The 16,975-nt window shown below is 48.3% G+C and carries 12 protein-coding genes; 3 read left to right on the top strand and 9 right to left on the bottom strand.

Going from position 1 to position 16,975, the window contains the following annotated elements; all coding sequences use genetic code 11:
- Position 1: 1 nt before the first annotated feature.
- From trpC to trpA, 3 genes are read left to right on the top strand one after another with little or no spacing between them, the layout of a single operon-like run.
- Positions 2-811, top strand: coding sequence for an indole-3-glycerol phosphate synthase TrpC (gene trpC, locus DWW90_RS02585; protein WP_122343890.1), 810 nt, complete (start codon positions 2-4; stop codon positions 809-811).
- Positions 808-1,467, top strand: coding sequence for a phosphoribosylanthranilate isomerase (locus tag DWW90_RS02580; RefSeq protein WP_122343889.1), 660 nt, complete (start codon positions 808-810; stop codon positions 1,465-1,467). Before trpC ends, DWW90_RS02580 begins: the two co-directional genes overlap by 4 nt.
- A 4-nt stretch (positions 1,468-1,471) precedes the next feature.
- Complete coding sequence (gene trpA / locus DWW90_RS02575) at positions 1,472-2,245, top strand: tryptophan synthase subunit alpha (RefSeq protein WP_122344013.1); 774 nt, start codon at positions 1,472-1,474, stop codon at positions 2,243-2,245.
- A 75-nt stretch (positions 2,246-2,320) separates the two neighbouring features.
- Here the strand turns inward: trpA and DWW90_RS02570 are convergent, their stop codons facing one another.
- The 9 genes from DWW90_RS02570 to DWW90_RS02530 all read right to left on the bottom strand — a co-directional run bounded on the left by DWW90_RS02570 (position 2,321) and on the right by DWW90_RS02530 (position 16,846).
- Entirely contained in the window at positions 2,321-4,660 is a 2,340-nt protein-coding gene (locus DWW90_RS02570; RefSeq protein ID WP_122343888.1) for an ABC transporter permease, read from the bottom strand.
- A 36-nt stretch (positions 4,661-4,696) separates the two neighbouring features.
- Positions 4,697-7,027, bottom strand: a complete 2,331-nt coding sequence (locus DWW90_RS02565; RefSeq protein WP_122343887.1) for an FtsX-like permease family protein — start codon at positions 7,025-7,027, stop codon at positions 4,697-4,699.
- 25 nt (positions 7,028-7,052) lie between these two features.
- On the bottom strand, positions 7,053-9,395 hold the full coding sequence (locus tag DWW90_RS02560; protein WP_122343886.1) for an ABC transporter permease: 2,343 nt from the start codon (positions 9,393-9,395) through the stop codon (positions 7,053-7,055).
- Positions 9,396-9,494: 99 nt separating this feature from the next.
- Positions 9,495-10,175: an ABC transporter ATP-binding protein gene (locus tag DWW90_RS02555; RefSeq protein ID WP_115500098.1), complete on the bottom strand. Its 681-nt coding sequence runs from the start codon at positions 10,173-10,175 to the stop codon at positions 9,495-9,497.
- 179 nt (positions 10,176-10,354) lie between these two features.
- Positions 10,355-10,825, bottom strand: coding sequence for a DUF5024 domain-containing protein (locus DWW90_RS02550; protein WP_122343885.1), 471 nt, complete (start codon positions 10,823-10,825; stop codon positions 10,355-10,357).
- 30 nt (positions 10,826-10,855) lie between these two features.
- Positions 10,856-11,419 (bottom strand): hypothetical protein, encoded by a 564-nt coding sequence (locus DWW90_RS02545; RefSeq protein WP_122343884.1) that lies wholly within the window; start codon positions 11,417-11,419, stop codon positions 10,856-10,858.
- 4 nt (positions 11,420-11,423) lie between these two features.
- Positions 11,424-11,915, bottom strand: coding sequence for an RNA polymerase sigma factor (locus tag DWW90_RS02540; protein WP_115500095.1), 492 nt, complete (start codon positions 11,913-11,915; stop codon positions 11,424-11,426).
- Between the two features lie 160 nt (positions 11,916-12,075).
- Positions 12,076-14,415 (bottom strand): ABC transporter permease, encoded by a 2,340-nt coding sequence (locus tag DWW90_RS02535; RefSeq protein WP_158582802.1) that lies wholly within the window; start codon positions 14,413-14,415, stop codon positions 12,076-12,078.
- Between the two features lie 64 nt (positions 14,416-14,479).
- Positions 14,480-16,846 (bottom strand): ABC transporter permease, encoded by a 2,367-nt coding sequence (locus DWW90_RS02530; RefSeq protein ID WP_122343882.1) that lies wholly within the window; start codon positions 16,844-16,846, stop codon positions 14,480-14,482.
- Positions 16,847-16,975 lie beyond the last annotated feature (129 nt).

Genomic DNA, 16,975 nt, shown 5'->3' with positions numbered 1-16,975 from the left:
TATGAAAGATATATTACAAGATATCGTAGCTAATAAGCGTATCGAAGTGGAGCGGCAAAAACAGGCCGTCAAGCTGCAAACCCTGTTGGGACTGGGCGGCGAACGCCTTGAACGTCCTACCCGTTCCATGCGGGCAGCCCTTGCCGCTTCGCCGTCCGGTATTATTGCCGAGTTTAAGCGCAAAAGCCCCTCCAAAGGCTGGTTGCATCCCGACGCCGCTGTTGCCGGTGTGCTGCCCGCCTACGAAAAGGGAGGCGCCTCGGCCTGCTCCGTCCTGACCGATTCGAACTTCTTCGGAGGTTCGCTTGGTGACCTTTGTAAGGCTCGCAACCTGGTAAACCTGCCTTTGCTTAGGAAAGACTTCATCATCGATGAATACCAGCTGTACCAGGCACGTGTGATGGGTGCCGACGCTGTCCTGCTGATCGCCGCCTGTCTCAGCCCGGAACAATGCCTTGCGTTTGCGGAACTGGCCCATACTCTCAATATGGAGGTACTGCTCGAGATACACAGCGAAACGGAATTAGAACACCTTAACCCCTCTGTCGATATGTTAGGAGTCAACAACCGCAACCTCGGGACTTTCCATACCGATGTCGAAAACTCTTTCCGTCTGGCAGAAGCGATGCAGACGGTTACGCGGGAGAAAAACCTCTCACCTCTGCTGGTATCGGAAAGCGGCATTTCAGCGACAGACACCGTCGCAAGTCTTCGCAAAGCCGGATTCCGGGGCTTCCTGATCGGCGAAACGTTTATGAAGACAGAACAACCGGGCGAAACCCTCGCCCAATTCATAGGAGGGCTGTCATGATCATCAAAGTATGCGGTATGCGCAATCCGGAAAACATCCGGGAGGTCGAAGGGCTGGGGATTGACTGGATGGGACTGATATTTTTCGCGGGAAGCCCGCGAAAAATAATGGACAATGGACAATGGACAATGGACAATTGCGACAAGCGGTATTCTAATTGTCAATTGTCAATTGTCAATTGTCAATTAAAAAAGGTCGGTGTTTTTGTCAATGCTTCTTTTGAAGAGTTGACAGAAACAGCGGCACTTTTCCGGCTCGATTATCTGCAATTGCATGGGAACGAGACTCCGGAGGACTGCCATGCCCTCCAAAAGCGTGGCTATTCGCTGATCAAGGCGTTCTCCGTTGCTACGGCGGACGATTTGGAACGGACTTCTGCCTACGAAGGGCGTGTCGATTACTTCCTCTTCGATACCAAATGCGACAACTATGGCGGTTCCGGCAAACAGTTCGACTGGTCTGTCCTCGAAGCCTATACAGGAGAAACGCCTTTTCTGCTGAGCGGCGGACTCCGTCCGGAAAGCGCCGAGGCAATCCGCCGTTTTCATCATCCCCGCCTGGCCGGAATCGACCTAAACAGCGGATTCGAGATCGAACCGGGGCTGAAGGACGTAGAAAAATTAAAACGATTTATCCATGATATTAAACAAGCATAAAGATATGAACCGTATCACAAACTTATTCAACACAAAAAAGGACGGAATCCTTTCCGTCTACTTCACGGCCGGTTATCCTGCACTGGACGACACGACGAAGATATTAAAAGAGTTACAGGCAAAAGGAATAGACATGGTCGAAGTGGGCATTCCCTTCTCAGACCCTATGGCCGATGGCCCGGTCATCCAGGAGGCTGCCACGCAGGCACTTCGTAACGGGATGTCGCTGCGCCTCCTGTTCGACCAGCTAAAAGATATCCGCAGGGATGTACATATTCCGATCATCCTGATGGGTTATCTGAATCCGATCATGCAATTCGGTTTCGAAGCATTTTGCCGGAAATGTGTGGAAACCGGCGTAGACGGGATGATTATCCCCGATCTGCCTTTCGCAGATTATATGGCGGACTACAAAGCCATCGCAGAACGTTATGAACTAAAAATGATCATGCTGATCACCCCGGAAACTTCCGAAGAACGCATCCGTCTGATCGACGAACATACCGATGGTTTCATCTATATGGTATCGAGTGCTGCAACCACCGGAGCACAACAGAGCTTCAACGAACAGAAGCAGGCCTATTTCCGCCGTATCAACGGAATGGGCTTGCAAAACCCGCGCCTCGTCGGTTTCGGTATTTCGAACAAAGCTACCTTCGATGCAGCCGCAGCAAACTCATCCGGTGCCATTATCGGCAGCAAATTCATCCAATTATTAAAGAGTGAACCGACACCTGCCGAAGCTGTCGACAAATTGTTGGAGGCATTAAAGAAATAACAAGACGACAATCGGGAAGCAAACGTCGCATATCGGGAATTATCCCCTACAGACGTTTGCTTCCTTCTATCTATATCAATTATCCTTCACACTCTCCACCGGATTCGCATTTGCCGCACGCCAGCTCTGGAAGAAAACGGAGAAGAAAGAGATAACCAGGCAGAACAACCCCGCTGCAATAAAGATCAGCGGACTGAGTGAGATGCGGTACGAGTAGTCCGACAGCCACTGCTTCATAAAATACCAGCTCACCGGCGTAGCAATCACAAAAGCAATCACGACATACATCAGAAACGTACCAACCAGGCGAATCAGGATCGACCGGTCGTCCGAACCGAACACCTTACGAATAGCGATCTCCTGCGAACGCTGCTGGATAAAATAGGTCGACATCGCCAACAACCCCAGTAATGAAATCAAGATTGCGACACAGGCGAAGATTACTACGATCTTGACCATACGAATCTGCGATTCGAACCGCTCCTGTATCTGCTGGTCGATATATTTTCCTTCAAAATCGATCTTGGTAACCTGCTCGAACACCTCGCTCACCTCCCGATAGGCCGTATAAGGATTTCCCTGAACCTCTACCAATATATTCCAGGGCCAGGAATTAGGCTTGTTGAAGTCGCGGAAGCGGAGCATCAGAGGCGAACTCTCGTCAATGACCGAGTGCAGATGGAAATCCTTCAACACCCCTAAGATCGGAACAGCATTCTCATTCAGATGGAATACCTTGGCATCCTCCGGAAGTTCCATATCCCTGAAAGCCCTTTCGGTCAGATACCAACTCCAGTTATCGGACGAAGCGACATGGTTGTCCTGCTTGATCTGCAATCCGAACATATTGAACGCCGCGCTGTCGACCACCAACTGCTGGAAGCTAAGCGACTTGCCCTCGTATTTACCCGTCAGGTTATTTCCCCCGTTGAAAGGCGTTCCCTCCGACATACCGACCGACTTGACACAAGGCAACTGGCGCAATCCGTCCAATACAGCCGCCCGCTCGTTGTCCGAACGGCACGTGTTATCCGCAGCCAGAATATTCGCCGTGTTATAGCCAAGCGGCGCCTCAATCATATGATTGATCTGGAGTCCCATAACAAGTGCGGCCGCTAAGATTGCAATCGTAATAATATTCTGGATCGTGATGAAACACTTGCTAAACACCATCTTCGTCCGCCTGCGGAACGTACCGCGTACGACGTCGATCGGCTTCGATGCCGAAATCAACAATGCCGGAAGCAACCCCGAAAGGACACCGATCAGCAGGATCAGCACCACAGCCGCCCCGATATAGGCCGGCGTAAAGGCATCCGACAAGACGATGCGCGTATCTAACAAACTGTTGGCAAAAGGTACTGCCGCCATTGCCAGCAACAGTCCGAAAAGGAATGAAAAGAGCGTCATCAGTGTCGACTCCATCATCAGCCGGAGGAACAATTCCATACGCGATGATCCTAACAAGCGACGCGTAGCCATCTCCTTCGCCCGCTGCCCCGCCTGCGCTACCGTCAGGTTGATATAGTTAAAGACAGCGAAAATCAGGATCAGGATGCCGACAGACATCAAGACGAGGATAAACAGCTTATCACCATGTTCGAGAGACGAATACCCGGGCTTCTCTGAGAAATAAATATCTTTCATCGGGATAATCCGTACCTCTTTCCAAACGCCGAGTTTATAGGGCCAGAAATACTCCTTAAAATACTCCAGAATGTCATCTGTCCGCAAACGCAGGTCCGCCCCTTCATGCATCATCAGGAAACCGGTTGTCGATCCGGCGTTTCCGTCGTTCGTCATCGACAGGCTGCCGTTAAATTCCTGAGCACGCTCCAAACGAATCACCATATCTTTATAGGGAACGATCGAGCGGCGTATATCGGCCATCACACCTGTGACAATCACAGAAGTCGAATCACTGATCCGCAAGCTCTTCCCTACCGGATCTTCCGATCCGAACATTTTCCGGGCAAAAGTCTCGGAGAGGACAGCATCGTACTGGTCATTCAACACCTGCTTGCTATTCCCGGCCAACAGCCGGAAAGAAAAGAAGCTGAAAAAGGAGGAGTCGGCACAACAAGCCTCTGCCTTCAGTTTCCGGTCTCCATAGAAAACCTGCAAATCCGATATATTATTAAAGACAACAGGGCAAACTCTCTCGATCTCCGGATAACGCTCCTGCAACCGGTAAGCAATCGGGATGGCAACCGCATCCCCGCTCTCATGGGCGATTACATAGATCCGCTCCCTGTTCTCCTGAAAGTTGTCGATCGACAATTCCTGTACCGTGTACACCGCAATCAGGATTACAAACATCAAAGAAACCGACAATCCGAAGACATCTATCGCCGTATAGGCTTTATTCTTCGACAAGAACTTTAGAAACGATTTAAAATTCAACAGATTATTCATTTCCTCCCCCTTCTTTTATTTCTCTATTATTAATTATCAATTATCCTTCACACTCTCGATCGGATTCGCATTTGCCGCACGCCAGCTCTGGAAAAAGACCGAGAAGAAAGAGATCAGCAGACAGAACAGACCTGCCGCAATGAATATAAGCGGGTTCAGAGAGATGCGGTAGGAATAGTCTGCCAACCAATGATTCATAAAGTACCAACTGACCGGTGTGGCAATCACAAACGCAATCCCGACATACATCAGGAACGTACCCACCAGGCGGTTTAAAATCGACCGGTTGTCCGAACCGAACACCTTGCGGATTGCCACCTCTTGTGCACGCTGCTGAATAAAATAGGTCGACATCGCCAGCAACCCCAACAACGAAATCAGGATCGCGATACAGGCAAAGATCACCACGATCTTAGTCAAACGAATCTGCGTCTCAAAATGGCTCTGTATGTCCTGGTCGATGAACTCGCCCTCGAAGCTGACACCCGAAACCTCCTCGAAGACCTTGCGGACCTCGGCAAAAGCCTTCACCGGATCGCCCTGCACTTCGATCACGTAGCTCCACGGCCACCAATCGGAATGATGCCGGTTGAAGCGCAACATCAACGGAGAGTTCTCCCGCGAGATGTCCCACAAATGGAAGTCCTTGATTACACCCAGGATCGGTGTCTCCCGGTCATACATCTTGAACGTGGCAGCATCTTCCGGCAGGTCCATCTGTTTAAACGCCAGTTCGTTCAGGTACCAGCCCCCGTCGGAATTTGCCACATGGTTGTCTGTCTTAATCTCCAAGCCGAAGATCCGAAAAGCGGCGCTGTCGACTTGCATCTGCTGGAAACTAAGCGATTTACCCTCGTAATCGCCGCTCATGTTGTTCGTCCCGCCGGAAGGCGTCCCGTTTGTGTAGCCGACGGCCTTGACGTAGGGGATCTGGCTGAGCATGTCTTCCGCCTTCTCCATCTCGCTTCTCGAGCGGAAGACGTTATTCGTCTGGATAATATTCTCCGTGTTATACCCTAATGGTGCGTGGATCAAATGGTTGATCTGAAGATACATTGTCAGCGATGCAGCAATCATAACGATAGTGATAATATTCTGGAATGTAATGAAAAACTTACTGAATACCATCTTCGTCTGCCGGCGGAACGTGCCGCGAACCACATCGATCGGCTTAGCCGACGAGACCAGGATAGCAGGTAGCAACCCGGACAGGAAACCGGTCAGCAGGATGAAGCCCACAATCGCCCCACCCCAAAGCGGCGTCCATAGCACGTCGAGCGTCAAGCGCACCTGCAACAGATCGTTCGCAAACGGCAAAGCCGCAATCGCCAACAGCAGACCGATCACAAACGAGACGACCGTCAGAAGTGTAGCCTCCATCATCAGCCGGGTAAAAAGATCGCTACGGAGCGATCCCAGCAGGCGGCGCGTAGCCATCTCGCGGGCACGCTGGCTGGCCTGCGCAACCGTCAGGTTGATATAGTTGATAATGGCAAAGATCAGGATCAGGATACCGACGGACATGAGGACGAGCGAGAAACTGCGGTCGCCACTGTTCATATTCGAGTATTTCCACTTGCCGAAATAGATCTCGGGGATCGAAACGATATAGAGGTCTTTTGCAAATCCTCTCTCATAGAGCCAGAAACGTTCCTTCAGGAACTCCAGGATGTCATCGGTCTGCGCCTTCAGGTCGGCACCGGGTTTAAGCTGGATGAAACCGACAGCCGAGCCGGCGTTGTTGGCACTGGTCTTCGTCAATCCGCTGTTGAACTCGGCTATACGCTCGATACGTAACAAGACATCGGCATAAGGAATAACGGAGCGGTTGATATCCTCCATGACACCGGTCACAGTGACGCTGGTCGAATCGCTGATCCGAAGACTTTTGCCGACAGGATTCTCGCCTGGGAAAGCTTTGTTGGCAAAACTCTCGGAGACAACCGCGTCGTAGGCGCTTTTCATAACTTCCTCGCGATTGCCGTCCAGGACCTTAAAGGAAAACATACTGAAAAAGGTGGAGTCGGCATAGACCACATCCGCCTTATATTTCTTTTCACCGTAAAAGACCTGCATCCCTTTTCCTTGGTCGGTGATGACGGGGCACACCTGTTCGATTTCGGGGTAACGCTCCTCCAGCCAGTAAGGAACAGGAACACCCGTACCCAGGAAGTTCTCGTTTCCGATCGCATAGATGCGGTCATAATTAACTTGTTGTTTGTCTATATTCAGCTCCCGTTCCACATACACGGCAATCAGGATCACAAACATCAACGATACCGAGAGTCCGAAGACGTCGATCGCCGTATATGCTTTATTCTTACTTAGAAACTTCAGAAAAGACTTGATATTTACTATATTATTCATGTCTTAGAATTATGGATCATAATACTCAACTAACCTTCACACTCTCTACCGGATTCGCATTCGCCGCCTGCCAGCTTTGGTAGAAGACCGCGAAGAAAGATATCAGCAGACAAAACAAACCGGCCACAAGAAAGATAAGCGGACTAAGCGTGATACGGTAAGAATAGTCCGCAATCCATTTATCCATGATATACCAGCTTATCGGCGCAGCAATCACAAACGCAATCACCACATACATCAGGAACGTTCCTACCAGACGGTTCAGGATCGCCCGGTTGTCAGACCCGAAGACCTTGCGGACAGCAACCTCCTGCGAACGCTGCTGGATGAAATAGGTCGACATCGCCAACAATCCCAACATCGAAATCAGAATTGCAACGCAGGCGAAGAGCAACACAATCTTGACTAAACGTATCTGCGAATCAAACGAACTCTCGATCTTCTGTTCGAGATAATTCCCCTCAAAATCAACTTTCGTCACATCTTCAAAAATCTCGCGCACGGCAGAATAAGTCGTCATGGGCTCTCCGTCCACCTCGATCAGAACATTCCAGGGATGGCTGTCCGGCTTGCTGAAATCACGAAAGCGCAGCATGACTGGTGCACTTTCCATATTGATATTCCGCAGGTGGAAATCTTTCAACACACCTAATATCTGAGCCGGTTCGTCATCCTTCAACCCGAAATATTCCGCATTTTCCGGCAACTCCATATCCCGGAAAGCGCGTTCCGTCAGATACCAACTCCAAGGCTTGGACGAAGCGACCTGATTATCATGTTTAATCTGAAGCCCCAATATCTTAAAAGCCGCACTATCGAGTGTCATTTGCTGAAAACTAAGCGATTTCCCTTCAAACACCCCAGTCAGGTTGTTCGTTCCACTGAAAGGAGTCCCATTAGAGAAACCGACAGCCTTAACATGAGGCAATTCCCGGATGCGGTCGATCGCTGCAGCCTTTTCGCTATCCGAACGTAAAGTATTCGCCACGACCAATATATTGGAAGTATTATAGCCTAACGGCGCGACAATCATATGATAAATCTGCAATCCCATCACCAAGGCTGCGGACAGCGTAGCGATCGTAATCGTATTCTGGAAAGTGATGAAGACTTTACTGAACACCATCTTCGTCTGCCTGCGGAACGTACCGCGTACCACGTCGATCGGCTTCGAAGCCGAAATCAGCATAGCAGGCAAAAACCCCGACAGCACTCCGATCAGCAGGATAAGCCCAACCGCCACACCGATCCAGGCAGGCGTACAAGCATCGACCAGATAGATCTTCGTATCCAGCAATTCATTCACATAAGGCACCGCTGCCACAGCTAACAGCAACCCGATGATAAACGAAAACAACGTCAGCATCGTCGACTCGATCATCAACCGTATGAACAGTTCCGTGCGCGATGACCCCAACAGGCGGCGGGTAGCCATCTCACGAGCACGCTGCCCGGCCTGCGCCACAGTCAGGTTGATATAATTGAATACGGCAAAGATCAAGATCAGGATGCCGACAGACATCAACACTAACACGAAATTACGGTCGCCGGTCTGGAGCACCGACCATTCGTATGAAGAAAAATAGATATCGTTGAAAGGAATAACCCTCACCTCTTTCCACACATCGATCGTATAAGGCCAGAAAGATTCTTTCAGGAAATCATAGATATCGGAAGTCCTCGAAGCCAAATCCGCCCCCTTATGAAGCATTAAGAAACCGGCTGTAGAACCGGCATTGCCTTCATTCGTCAGCGATAGACCTCCGTTAAATTCTTTCGCACGTTCCAAACGCGCCAGTATGTCGCAAGAAGGGAGCACCGATCTGCGTATGTCTTCCATTACTCCGCTCACGATTACCGTTGTCGAGTCGCTGATCCGGAAACTTTTACCTATCGGTTCTTCACCACCGAACATCTTCCGGGCAAAAGTCTCGGAGAGAACCACGCTATAAGGATCTTCCAATGCCAGTTCACGATTTCCTTTCAAAAGTTTGAAAGAGAAGAAATCAAAGAAGGTGGAGTCGGTACACATCATATCCACTTGCAACATATTATCGCCATACAGGGCTAATATATTGCTGAAGTTACCCGGAACAACAACCGGGCAAACCTTCTCGATCTCCGGAAACTGTTCCTTCAAGCGGTAAGGGACAGGGATAGCTGTTCCCAAGCCTTTCTCATTCCCAATCACGCAAATCCGGTCACCATTCTCCTGGAAACGGTCCGTCGCCAATTCTTGATACGTATATACCGTAATCAGGATCACAAACATCAGCGACACCGAAAGCCCGAAGACATCGATTGCCGTATATCCCATATTCCGACTCAGGAACTTCAGAAAAGACTTAAAATTCAGTATATTATTCATGCGTACTCCTCCTTTTTAAAAATATATCCGACTTTCACAAGCCGGATATATCTGCAACAAAACAATTTGAATGTGTCTATGTGTTATTCTTGCAAAACATTAAATGAATTCACTTACCGACGAAACGATGCTACCGTCAAAGAGGTTAACCACACGGTGTGCAAAGCTCGCGTCGTGTTTGGAGTGCGTTACCATAACAATGGTAGTGCCTTCCTTGTTCAATTCGGTCAGGAGTTGCATCACTTCCGCACCGTTCTTGGAATCCAGATTACCGGTCGGCTCATCGGCGAGGATGATCTTCGGATTGGAGACGACGGCACGTGCGATAGCTACACGTTGTTGCTGACCTCCGGAGAGCTGCTGCGGGAAGTGGCTGGCACGATGGCTGATGTTCATCCTTTTCAGGATATCGTTTACCATTTGCTTGCGCTCACTGGCTTTGACCTTCAGATAGGTCAGCGGCAACTCTACGTTTTCAAATACATTCAGCTCATCGATCAGGTTAAAACTCTGGAACACGAAACCGATATTCCCTTTACGCACCTGGGTACGTTCTTTTTCCTTCAGGTGTCCGACTTCTTTATCTGCCAGGTAATAGTCGCCCGATGTCGGGTTATCCAACAACCCTAAGATATTCAGCAACGTTGACTTACCGCAACCGGAAGGTCCCATGATTGCGACAAACTCACCATCTTTCACTTCCATCGACACGCCGTTCAATGCGATTGTTTCTACTTCCTCAGTGCGGAAAAACTTACTTAATCCTTCAATTTTAATCATGACTGTATCTGTTTTTATTGTTATTACATCTTCTTGCCTAATTATAGGCAAACAGCGTGCCAAAGTACATAAATTATTTATTTACAGCGCTATAAAGAATTTGATATTTTTCGAAAGTGTCTAATTTTTTGACAGTAGTGTAAAGATATTAGACACTTTGAACAAAAATGGCTCGAGGTTTATCCCCATTCGCTTTCTTCCTTGAACTCGAAACGTTCGATCTTTGTGACCCGGATATTCCCGTTCCTGAGCAGATACTCATTATCCTTATATCCGGGTTTGAGATTAAGATCATCCAACGAATAGGATATGTCGCTCGTTCCGGAAGAAAAACGGTAAAAAGAGGGCAACACCCTTCCGTTCTGTTTCGATTCGATCACTTTGTAAGCCGCTTCTTTATCCTTCTGGAAAGCGTTTATAAATTCATCCAGCAATTTCGGGTTATCTTTCGTCGAAAAAGTGATCGTGATCACTTCCTTCACGGGTTTCTTTGTCTTCCGATCTTTGTCGTAGATCACTTCCACGTTCACTTTATCCTTCGACTCGCACTTCTTCATCAGCGCATTCAAATTCGTCTGTGCCAATAAATCGCCGGCCCAGCTCCCCGCCATCAGCAGGACAGCCGTTAAAATAAGATTTCTTGTTTTCATATTTTCTATTATTATATGGTTATTAAATCATTATTTATCCTTATATCTCTCTTCCAACATCTCTATGTCGGATTCGATTTGTTTCGCCTCTTGTTCTTTCATTTTTATATCATGCAGGGTTTGCCGGTGCTGTTGTACGGGTTGCAATGCCATCCGTTCCTTCTCATAATGTGATTTCTCAGCTTGCCGGATCATCTTGTCCAAATCCTTGGCCACATTTTCCGGTATTTCCGTCTTTACGCCGTTGCGGATGATGTAGCTTCCGGCGTACGGATTAAAATCATCTTCCTGCTTACGATCCTCTTTGTTCAAAAATAAGAACAACAACAAAGAAGCGGCCACAGCGGTACCTATCCATAACCACTTTTTGTAAAAAGGGACTTTACGAACCTGTTTCGGGGAGTTCTCCTCCTCCACTTCGCGAGCGATTCCGGTTTCAAAATAACCGAACACAGGTTTGTAGGGCTTCAAATGTTCCGGCAAATCCGGACGTGCGAAGAAGGCATATAGCTCCTGCTCTTCGACATTGGACGTTTCCCCTTCGAAGAAACGCTCCAACAGATTTTCTATATATGTATATTCGTCTGATTTCATCCTGTTACATTTTTAAGAATAGTTCCTTGACTCTTTTACGTGCCCGCGAGAGGTTCACGCGGACAGCTTCCGGTGTACTGCCTGTCAACTCGGCAATCTCCTTCACCTCGAAACCATCGACATGTTTCATCCGGAGTATCGTCTGTTGCAATCCGGGCAGTTGTTCCATAATGCTCATGACATGGCTCACACTGTCTTTCTGTTCCAACGAAACGTATGGATTATCGTCTGCGGTTATAATTGCCGAATCGGATAACTTCTCCTGCCTGTACTGGAAGGAACGGAGGCGGTTCAGACAAAGGTGCTTGGTGATCTGCACGGCAAGCGCTTCCACGCTATCATAACGCTCCAGTTCCTCACGGATATACCACAGCTTGAGAAAAACCTCCTGCACGATATCTTCCACATCTTCGGGATCGTCCAGCAAGCGACGGGCACATCCCGACAACTTCCCCCTGAGTGGTACGACTTCTATTTTAAACTGTTCTTGTTCCATTCTATTAATAAGACACGCGACTTAGACAAACATAACATGAATAATGTGCCAATTTATTAATATGCCAATGTGCCAATGAAATAAAAGACGATTCACTGAGATGAGGTCTTTTTATTCCATTGGCACATTTAGCGAAGCGCCACATTGGCAAATTGGCAAATTATTCTGACTTAATGCTCTTCACCGGGTTTTCGTTCGCCACATACCAGGAGCGAAGGACGACGCAGAACCCGATCACAATCAGCAAGGCAAGGCCTCCCAATATAAAGATAAAGACATTCAACGAAATCTTTTCCGGGAAATTCTCCAGCCACTTATCTCCAGCCAGATAAGTTCCGATCAGGCCGATAATAACCGCCGGCGTACCGATCACAATGATATTATGCAACAACAATTTCAGCACATCGACCGCCGTCGCCCCGTTGACCTTGCGGATAGCAATCTCCTTGCTCCGCCGGCGTATCTCATCGGAGACATATCCGACAAGCCCCATCAGCGTAATCAGCAACATGAATACGGCCGCCACCGCTACGGAATTACGGAACCGCTCGGTGTCGCGATAGGACTCGTGTATCTTGTCGCGATAGGTGGTCAAGACGATATCCTGCTCCGGAAGCAATTCCCGAAGACGGTTTTCAAGCATCGAAAAAGACTCGGGCGACATCTCACGAAGGCGTACGTTTATGGATAAAGAGTTCCAGTCACTTCCGATACCGACAATGATCACCGGTGTCTGCGGAACGAATATGGAACCGACTATGAAATCATCGAGCACGCCGGCAATCACAATATCGAACAATCCTTTGCATTTATAGACTTTCCCGATCGCATTGTCATCCCAGCGTAGAAGTTCGAGGAATTTCCGGTTAACCAGAGCCGGAGTCGGTTCGGCCATAAAAGAGGGGATATTCGAACCCTGCACGAGGTTCAACCCTAATGTGCTCACATAGCTGGAATCTGCAAATTGGAAGCGCAGTGTAGCCAACGCCTCCTGTGTTTCCGGATCGATCATAGGCGTACCGCTGAAAAAATTGCAGATCAGATAACTGGCAAACGTAATATTCTCTATTTCCGGAGAACGCATCAGCTCCGTTCTTACCATCTGCTGACGCTCGGACGGGATGCTGTCAAGATCACAATAGACAATATTATCCGGATGATAGCCGAGGTCCTTATTCAAGACCTTATTATATTGCAGCAGGATGATCGCCAGGAAAGTCAGCATAAAGGCCGCACAAGCAATCTGCACGCCTAACAATCCCTGTTTCCATCCGCGCTTGCTGTAGTTATAAAAACGAAACGCCTGTGTCACAGGAATAGCCGAAAAGATACGCGCCGGCACAACACCTGAAAGCAAGACTACCAGGAAGACCAATCCTAACGATACCAGCAATTGCCGTCCGGAAAAAAGCGAACCCAGCGTCACTCCTGTCAGTTCCGTTATCAAATCTCCCGAAACCAAAACCAGCAGAGCCGTACAAACCAACGAGAGCAGGATCAGGATTACCGTTTCGGACAGATTCATCATAAAGATATTCCCGGAACTGGCTCCGTTACTTTTATAGATCGCCATCGTACGGGCGCGGGTAGCCAATGACGAAATAGACATCATCACATAGTTCAGCGAGACAGCCACCAGTATCAGCGTTGCTAAAAGCGAAAGGACGAGCAAAGTCAGCTTCGTTTCCTTATTGTCCGTATGCAGAGTCGTGATAGGCTTCAGGTAGCAATCAAAAGCATAGCCGCCCTTTTTCATTGACTCGCGGTCCATATGGCGTGCCAACATCTCAGGTATGGCTTCTTCATTGATCGCATTTATATCGACACCTGCCTGCATGCGGACATACCCTCTATAACCGTCTCCCCCGTCCCAACTATTCCGGCTATTCCGGGCAATCGAATAAATCAGATTGAAATCGAGGTGCGAGTTTTCCGGCACATTTTCAAATGTCCCGACCACAGTCAGAGTTTCCTTATGGGCTTTATCATTGAATAACGTCTTCCCTATCGGGTCCTCTCCTTTAAAGATTCGTTGGGCAAGCGATTCCGAAAGGAATACATTCCCACCCGTCTTCAATCCCATCTCGCTACCGGAAAGAATCTTATAAGGAAGCGTTTTGAAAAACATCGTATCAGCATAGATCGTCTTAACGGAATAACGGTCTTCACCTTCAAAAATAACCCGCTCGCCACTTTCGAGAAGAGAGGTCCCGGCAATAGCTCCCGGTATTTCGAGTGGCATCGTCGGAGCCACCGGCTGGAAGGTGAAAGCATAATCGTTCGATTTAGCCTCGGCCGACCCTACGCCTGTCGTATAAACCGTTTGTACCTGATAAATATTCTCCGCCTCCGGCAAGAATTTATCATAACTCAAATCGAATGCGATACGGGCAAACAAAACCAAACCGATCGTTAAGCCTAACGTCAAGGTGAAAATCTTAATCAGATTATTACCCCAGGCTTTTTTCAAATAGCTGACTGTATAAAATAATTGTTTCATGATATAATATATTTCTATAAACAAGACACCCGTATCGGGCAAACGTAACATCTCTTTTCTCTAATTATTCCGATTTAAGACTGTCCACCGGATTCGAATTTGCAACAAGCCATGCACGGCAAAGGACACTGACGACGATCAACAGATAGACAAACATCGCCCCCGCCAGGAACATGAAGAATCCGAGAGATGCCTTTCCGGAAAATTGTTTCAGCCAGCCGGTTCCGGAAAAATAGGCGATCGTTATACCGATCACGATAGCCGGTATCGCAATATAAGAAATATCTTTGGAAATCATTTTCAAGATGCTCCATGCCGAAGCCCCGTTCACCTTACGGATTGCGATCTCGCGTCCGCGGCGGTTCGTTTCATCGCTGGTATATCCCAATAAACCGATCAATGCGATGATCAAGGTCACGATACCTCCGATCAAAACAGAATCGCGGAACGTACGGGAATCTTTGTACAGGTCTATCATATCCATATAATAGGCAGTCACATTGACACTGCGGTCCGGCATGATGCTTTCCAGCACGCCCTGCGCTTTCTTTATGTTTTCGGGTGACATTTCATGGAATTTAATCAGGATTTTCGGTGCATACTTGTCATAGAATAACACTGTCGGGCGTAAATCCGGATTGCCGGTACTACCGATGCATACATCTTCAAACACACCGCAAATTGTAAGCGGTTCTCCGTTCTGGCTGTGCTCCGTTACGACGATGTTTTTTCCGACAGCGCTACCCGTCCAACCTGCCACCGTCTCCATTTTCTTTACAAAAGAGCGGCTGACCATCACTTTGTCTTTAGCCGAGCCATCCGAGCGGAACACTTCGCCATCGACGATCGGAATCTCCATCAAAGAGAAGTAATCATCCTTTACCCAATACATATCGGCGATGTTGAACAACTCGCGATCATCACCGGGGAGCAAGACATTATTTCCGGACATACCCGAAATCGGCAAATCGTAGCATGCTGAAACTTTATCAACTTCAGGCATCTTACGCAGCTCTTCAATCACTGTGTTGCGAACCGATTCTTCCGCACCCTGCGTATCGCAATAGACCAATTTGTCGTAAGCATATCCAGGGCTGACGTTCACCATATAATCGTATTGCTTATTGATGACAGACAACAACGCTACCAGATAAGCAGTCGCCACAAACTGTATAAACAACAGGCAGAGCTTCCAGTAGCGACGCGACTCTTTGAAATTACGGAATGCGGCGGCAACCGGAATACGCAGGAATATATATGTCGGAATCAACGCGGTAATAAAGAAGATCATCACACAAATGCCTACCAAAACCAAGACCGTTTGCGAAGAAAATAAAGCCCCTAAAGAAGCTCCCAACAATTCTTCAACCTTTCCTCTGAACAGGATAACAAGGAAAGCCGCAAGCAGAAGGGATATCAGCATATGCAGGCAGGTCTCCGACATAATCATACCGAACAGATTTTTGTCGGAGGCGCCATAACATTTATGGACAGCCACCTCCTTCGTCCGGTTTATCAGCGTAGAGATCACAATCAGGACATAATTCATGGCAGACGTCAGGATAAGAACGAAAGCAAGCAGGAGCAACAGGGAATTCATACTCTTTACTTCACTGCTATTGCTATGCATATCCATCAACGGAACCAGCGTGTAAGTCAAGTCGACTCCGGCCTTTTTCACCTCTTCCAGGTCACAGTGCCGCCCCTGCATCTCACGGATAGCGTTCGTCAGGCTTTCCGGGTCCGTCCCGGGATAGAGCTTCACATATCCCAAATAGCGGTCATTCCCCAGCCAGTTTTCCCGGCTCCACTTATTCATGCCTTCCAGGGAAGCGACAATCTCAAAACGTAAGTGGGAGTTTTCAGGAACATCCTCAAACACGCCGCCGATCGTATAGGTCTGTCCCGGACTGGATTCAAACTCGAACTTCTGTCCCATCGACTTCTCTACACCACCAAGCAAATCGGCTATACGGCGTGAAATCATCACATAGCCCGGACGCGCCAGCGTCGTTTTCGGATCACCGATCAGGATCGGACGGGGAAGCAAATCGAAGACGTTCGTATCGCCCATTACGACGTAACGCGCCGAATAACGGTTCTTGTCTTCCGTCCTGAATATCTCCTTGTCGCCTCCGATATATGTCAGGCGGGTAGCCTTCTCGACTTCCGGAATCTCGGCCTGCATACCGGGAGCGACACCGCCGCTTACCTGCGGATAGGTCTTATATTCATTCTCCCGGATGACATTCTCATGCAACCGGTAAATACGGTCACTGCCGGGATAGAACTTATCGTAAGAACTTTCAAAACAGACTTTGGATATAAGGACAAGCCCCATTGCCAGCCCGACACCTAATGACAAAATCTTAATCCCATTACTCCGCCCTTTCTTAAAAAGCGAACGTATTGCTATGTTCCAGTTTCTCATATCTTGTATTTTATTATTTTCTGAACATACAGGTTCAAAAAACGTGCCAAAACGAACAACACACTAAAACACAGACACATACAAATAAGTTAATCCCCGAATAGTGTCCAATTATTTGACAATGGTGTA

This window comes from Parabacteroides sp. AF17-28 (assembly GCF_003479205.1).
GTDB lineage: Bacteria > Bacteroidota > Bacteroidia > Bacteroidales > Tannerellaceae > Parabacteroides > Parabacteroides acidifaciens.
This window is presented reverse-complemented; position numbering and strand designations above follow the sequence as displayed.

Bases quoted from the DNA above. Each gene is read 5' to 3' on its own strand.
- trpC (WP_122343890.1), top strand. From the start codon at position 2: ATGAAAGATATATTACAAGATATCGTAGCTAATAAGCGTATCGAAGTG.
- DWW90_RS02580 (WP_122343889.1), top strand. From the start codon at position 808: ATGATCATCAAAGTATGCGGTATGCGCAATCCGGAAAACATCCGGGAG.
- trpA (WP_122344013.1), top strand. From the start codon at position 1,472: ATGAACCGTATCACAAACTTATTCAACACAAAAAAGGACGGAATCCTT.
- DWW90_RS02570 (WP_122343888.1), bottom strand. From the start codon at position 4,660: ATGAATAATCTGTTGAATTTTAAATCGTTTCTAAAGTTCTTGTCGAAG.
- DWW90_RS02565 (WP_122343887.1), bottom strand. From the start codon at position 7,027: ATGAATAATATAGTAAATATCAAGTCTTTTCTGAAGTTTCTAAGTAAG.
- DWW90_RS02560 (WP_122343886.1), bottom strand. From the start codon at position 9,395: ATGAATAATATACTGAATTTTAAGTCTTTTCTGAAGTTCCTGAGTCGG.
- DWW90_RS02555 (WP_115500098.1), bottom strand. From the start codon at position 10,175: ATGATTAAAATTGAAGGATTAAGTAAGTTTTTCCGCACTGAGGAAGTA.
- DWW90_RS02550 (WP_122343885.1), bottom strand. From the start codon at position 10,825: ATGAAAACAAGAAATCTTATTTTAACGGCTGTCCTGCTGATGGCGGGG.
- DWW90_RS02545 (WP_122343884.1), bottom strand. From the start codon at position 11,419: ATGAAATCAGACGAATATACATATATAGAAAATCTGTTGGAGCGTTTC.
- DWW90_RS02540 (WP_115500095.1), bottom strand. From the start codon at position 11,915: ATGGAACAAGAACAGTTTAAAATAGAAGTCGTACCACTCAGGGGGAAG.
- DWW90_RS02535 (WP_158582802.1), bottom strand. From the start codon at position 14,415: ATGAAACAATTATTTTATACAGTCAGCTATTTGAAAAAAGCCTGGGGT.
- DWW90_RS02530 (WP_122343882.1), bottom strand. From the start codon at position 16,846: ATGAGAAACTGGAACATAGCAATACGTTCGCTTTTTAAGAAAGGGCGG.